Origin of the sequence: Pseudoalteromonas sp. BZA4 (assembly GCF_040104395.1) — a bacterium.
In the GTDB taxonomy this organism is placed as follows: domain Bacteria; phylum Pseudomonadota; class Gammaproteobacteria; order Enterobacterales; family Alteromonadaceae; genus Pseudoalteromonas.
Genome location: NZ_JBECOT010000118.1, coordinates 1 through 3,895, shown reverse-complemented (window position 1 = coordinate 3,895; position 3,895 = coordinate 1). Strand labels below are relative to the sequence as shown.

3 protein-coding genes are annotated in these 3,895 nt (G+C 48.1%); 1 reads left to right on the top strand and 2 read right to left on the bottom strand.

Features of this window, described 5'->3' with window-relative positions:
* Positions 1-2,368: MobF family relaxase (gene mobF, locus ABMY41_RS21460; protein WP_349276220.1), on the top strand; the 2,368-nt coding region annotated here is incomplete at its 5' end.
* Positions 2,369-2,425: 57 nt separating this feature from the next.
* Here mobF and ABMY41_RS21455 read toward each other — a convergent pair.
* The gene (locus ABMY41_RS21455; RefSeq protein WP_289096986.1) at positions 2,426-3,046 is read right to left on the bottom strand and encodes a hypothetical protein; all 621 of its coding nucleotides are present in this window, start codon (positions 3,044-3,046) and stop codon (positions 2,426-2,428) included.
* Positions 3,047-3,049: 3 nt separating this feature from the next.
* Positions 3,050-3,895: RHS repeat-associated core domain-containing protein (locus ABMY41_RS21450; protein WP_349276218.1), on the bottom strand; the 846-nt coding region annotated here is incomplete at its 5' end.

Below are 3,895 nucleotides of genomic sequence, written 5' to 3'. Positions count from 1 at the left end.
CTTGTGTGAAAACGCCGGAGTCCACCACAGACCGGGCTGGGACTTGACTTTCTCTGCCCCCAAATCCGTGTCCATGCTCTTTGCTCGTGCCGATGACGATCTCCGAAAAGCCATTCAAGAGATTCAGCAAAAGGCCGTCGAGGAAGCGTTTGGCTTTATCGAGCAACATGCCGCCTTTACCCGACGCGGCAAAGGCGGTCATATTCAAGAGCGTGTCACCGGTTTAATCGGGGCGACCTTTGAGCACTGTACTTCCCGTGCACAAGACCCCCAACTCCATACCCACTGTCTCATTGCCAACCTTGCACCACGCGCAGACGGCAGCTGGGGCACGCTGGAATCGAAACACTTTTTCTTATGGCAGATGGCATCCGGTGCTATCTACCGCAGTGCCTTGGCTAACGGTTTGCGTGAGCTGGGCTTTGAAGTTGAAGCCGTGGAAGGTCACAAGCACTTTGAAGTCAAAGGCGTTGACCAAGGTATTTGCCAATTCTTTTCAAAACGTGCTGAAGCCATCAGAGCACAAATGGAAGCCATGGGCGTACACAAGGCCGCATCTAAAGTTGGGGATACCATTACCTTAAACTCCCGTGATTACAAGCAAACCGTGGACAGACCAAAGCTCTTTGCCTCATGGCAAGCAGACATGGACAGATTAGGCTTTACCCAAGCCGACATGGATAACCTACGTGAGCCAAACCTGATCCCCTTTCCTGAGCCGCTGCCGTTGCAGCATATCTTGGATAAATTGATTGAGTCCCAAGCGGTATTCCGCTTGCAGGATATCTATGCCGCTGTTGGGGTCGAAGCTCAGTTTAATCATGTATCACGTTTAGACATTGAAGATACGGTGCGAGAATTATTAGCCGACAACGACATGGTGAGCCTTGGCAAAGACCTCAGCAACAACCAGATTTACACCACTAAGGCCATGCTGGCCATTGAGCAAGACTTGTTAAACCATGCCGATAATATGCACGCCAGTCACCATTACAAGCTGGATGAACGCACCATTAAAAACGCCATTAGCCAACAAGGGCAGCAGCAAGGTTTTGCGCTGTCGGATGAGCAAGTCGAGGCGGTGTTTTCGGTGTGTCAGTCGAGTTTGGATATCATTCAAGGCCGGGCGGGAGCTGGGAAGTCCACATCCATGCAAGCCATGCGCTTAGCCTATCAATCCCAAGGGTTTAGCGTGCGTGGTGCCACCGTGGCTAGACAAGCGGCGCAGCAGCTTGAAAAGGACACCGGGATTGAAAGCACAACCTTGGCCAGCTTGTTAACCGAGCTAGGCAAAGGCAACGGCCAAGCCAAGTTCAAAGACACAGTGATATTGCTGGATGAAGCTGGCCAACTGGCCACGCCGGACTTGTTGCAATTGATGCAGGCCGCGCACACCGCTGGAGCCAAGCTGGTTTTGGTCGGCGAGCAACAGCAGATGGATGCGATAACCCATGGCGGCAGCTTGCGTTATCTTTCTCAGCGCCAAGGCTGTGCGCGAATTGATACCATCCGACGTCAACGAGAAGCGTGGGCACGTACGGCGGTCAATGACTTACGCGCTGGTAATGCCAAAGCGGCACTGGACACCTTTGCAGGCAAAGGCTTGCTGCATATCGAAAAGGACAGCCAGAGCGCCCGTGAGCAGTTGGTGAAACACTGGCAAGCGTACTCCGAGGTTAATCCCGACAAGCAAACCATGATCATGGCGCAGCGTTGGAAGGACGTAAAACCCCTCAATGACTTGGTGCGCAAGGTCTATCAAGAGCAAGGAAAACTGGGCACCGAAAACATCCTGACCGAGTGTGTGGTGTCCAATCAAAGTCTGTATTTTGCTTTCTCCAAAGGTGAGCGGGTCAGGTTTACCAAGAACGATTACAAACGAGATTTCACCAACGGTGAGCAAGGCACCATCACCCAAGTACTGCAACAAGGTGATGATATTCGTTTTACCGTCAAACTCGATTCAGGCCGCACGGTGAGCTTTTATCAGTCGGATTACTCGGATGAGCAAGGCAGGCTGCAACTGGTGCAAGCCTATGCGTGTACGGTTTACAGCAGCCAAGGTGCCACGATTGATGGCGATACCTTTGTGCTGTATACAACCGCCATGGACAGAGCCGCAAGTTACGTGGCCGGAAGCCGTCACAAAGACAACTGCCACTGGTTCGTCAATGGCCAAGAGCTGGATGCCCAAAGCGGCCAAGCCGACAAAGGTCAAACGCCTGATATGGCCACACGCCTGAAAACATTAGCACGGTGCATGAGCATCAATAAACACAAAGCCATGGCCAGTGAGTACATTGCCGAGCAAGAGGCACAGCAGGAAGTCTCTCAGCAGATCACCAACGAGAACGAGTTGGCCGCTTAGACCCAGAAACAACAAAGCCCACGAGCGTGGGCTTTGTTCATTAATTATTAACAAGAATCAACTGGTTACTTTAGACTTAAACTCATTAGCAAACATTTCAAACTCTTCTTGCATAACGGGGTGAGCTGAACTCAAACGTTCCCTCTCTTTGTCAAGAATATTAAGAGCCTTTGATTTATCACCAAGTAAGAAATGATAACAGGCTAATTTTTCTTGTTGCTGTCTTACAGAGGTATACCTCAGAAGCCCGTCTAATAAATCAGAATGATTGGCAAAACGCTCTTCTGTTTTAAGAGATATAAAATTCAAATACCCCTGAAACGACTGTGCATCTTCGATGATGCTATCCCTCTCAAAGGTAAATTTAACGACATCATTATTATCATCAAATCCTCCAATATTAGACGAAAAACTAGCATACAAGTATGGAGAGTATTTTCCCTTATTGCACTCAGTCAAAAATGACTCTAACTTCCTCCAACCGACACCAAACATTGGATTTATAACAAGTGAATTAGCTGACTTGTCTGATTCGTTAAATCCGATTCTCAGATACAGATCATCACCATATTGTTTATAAAAAATACCTTCTTTCTTCTTTTTAAAGCCTATTTCTTTAAAAAGAGAAATACATGTATCGCTTAGTAATTTTCCCATAGGTACTAATTTACCGGACATCACCTAACACCTTTTCTCTTCAAACGAACACGCAATCTTTTCACCTACAGGTAAGCCAGCTTTCTCCGCATTAGCTCCCCGAGGTATGACCGGTTCTCCTCTACCAATTGCATCTTTAACTGCTTGCTGCCCTTTAGAAAGTGAAGCATTCCCTGTTTTCACCTCAACAAGGTTTGGCTGCCCATCTTTAGTCGTTACAAAGTCCACTCTAGCCCTATCACCATCAAGTGTTTCCACTGTAACTTGTTCACCACGGTTAGCATCACCTAACTCCTGACGAACTTTGGCTTCACCTGCTTTACCTTGAGCTTTATTTTGTGCCAGTTGATCCTTTTTGGATATTTGACTCGGACTTCCAATATCAGTTGTTTTTTGACCTGCACTATTAGCGCTTTGAGTGTTATCCGCGCCGTTAGTTGTCTTAGTGCCGCCATCAGTATTTGAGCTGCTTTCACTCTTTTGAGTCGTTGGCGTTGTATCGGTCTTCTTAGAAGCTTGACGAGCATCAGCAACCTTTTCAGCTCCCGCCCTTGCAGCTTTACTGGCTCCTGCTGGCACAAATGGAACGAGCGTGGCTGCTGCATCAATGGCTAAATCAGTTAAGCCCTCTGTCACCATATCATCGTTGCCAGTAGCCGCACCGTATGCAACTTTACCAACATCAAAAATAACATTACCCACATCCCAAATGGTGTCGATAACATACCCTGTTGGGTCTGTTCCGGCCATTGGGTTGTTCATGATGTAGCTGTATGGATTAATGCCTTGGCTGTTACCAACGAACTGGATCACAGGGTCTACAGACAAGAAACGACCAAGGTTATAATCGTACACCCGACCGTTCATATG

Bases quoted from the DNA above. Each gene is read 5' to 3' on its own strand.
- ABMY41_RS21455 (WP_289096986.1), bottom strand. From the start codon at position 3,046: ATGTCCGGTAAATTAGTACCTATGGGAAAATTACTAAGCGATACATGT.